Source organism: Parafrankia sp. Ea1.12, assembly GCF_900465275.1.
Taxonomy (GTDB): domain Bacteria; phylum Actinomycetota; class Actinomycetes; order Frankiales; family Frankiaceae; genus Parafrankia; species Parafrankia soli.
The window spans coordinates 1-248 of sequence record NZ_UBIZ01000374.1 but is presented as its reverse complement, the minus strand read 5'-3'; the positions used below and the strand labels follow the sequence as shown (position 1 = coordinate 248).

Annotated in this window: 1 protein-coding gene; it reads left to right on the top strand. The window is 67.3% G+C overall.

Translation table 11 applies throughout. The features are described from left to right. Positions 1-13: 13 nt before the first annotated feature. Positions 14-248 (top strand): ABC transporter substrate-binding protein (locus FMEAI12_RS21390; RefSeq protein WP_235014271.1); only part of this gene is annotated, 235 nt, incomplete at its 3' end.

Genomic DNA, 248 nt, shown 5'->3' with positions numbered 1-248 from the left:
GCCTACCGCCCGGATCCTCATACTGAGCGATCCGCGCAGCCTGGACCCGGCATCCCTCGGCAACCAGGCCGCGATCACCGCCGTGCTGGGTAACGCCCTGTACGGAACCCTGATGACCACGGACGAGGCGGGCGAGATCCGCTACCAGATGGCCGAGTCCTTCACCACGACGGACAACGGCCGCACCTTCACCCTGAAGCTGCGGCCCGGGCTGGTCTTCTCCGACGGCACTCCGCTCAATGCCGAAG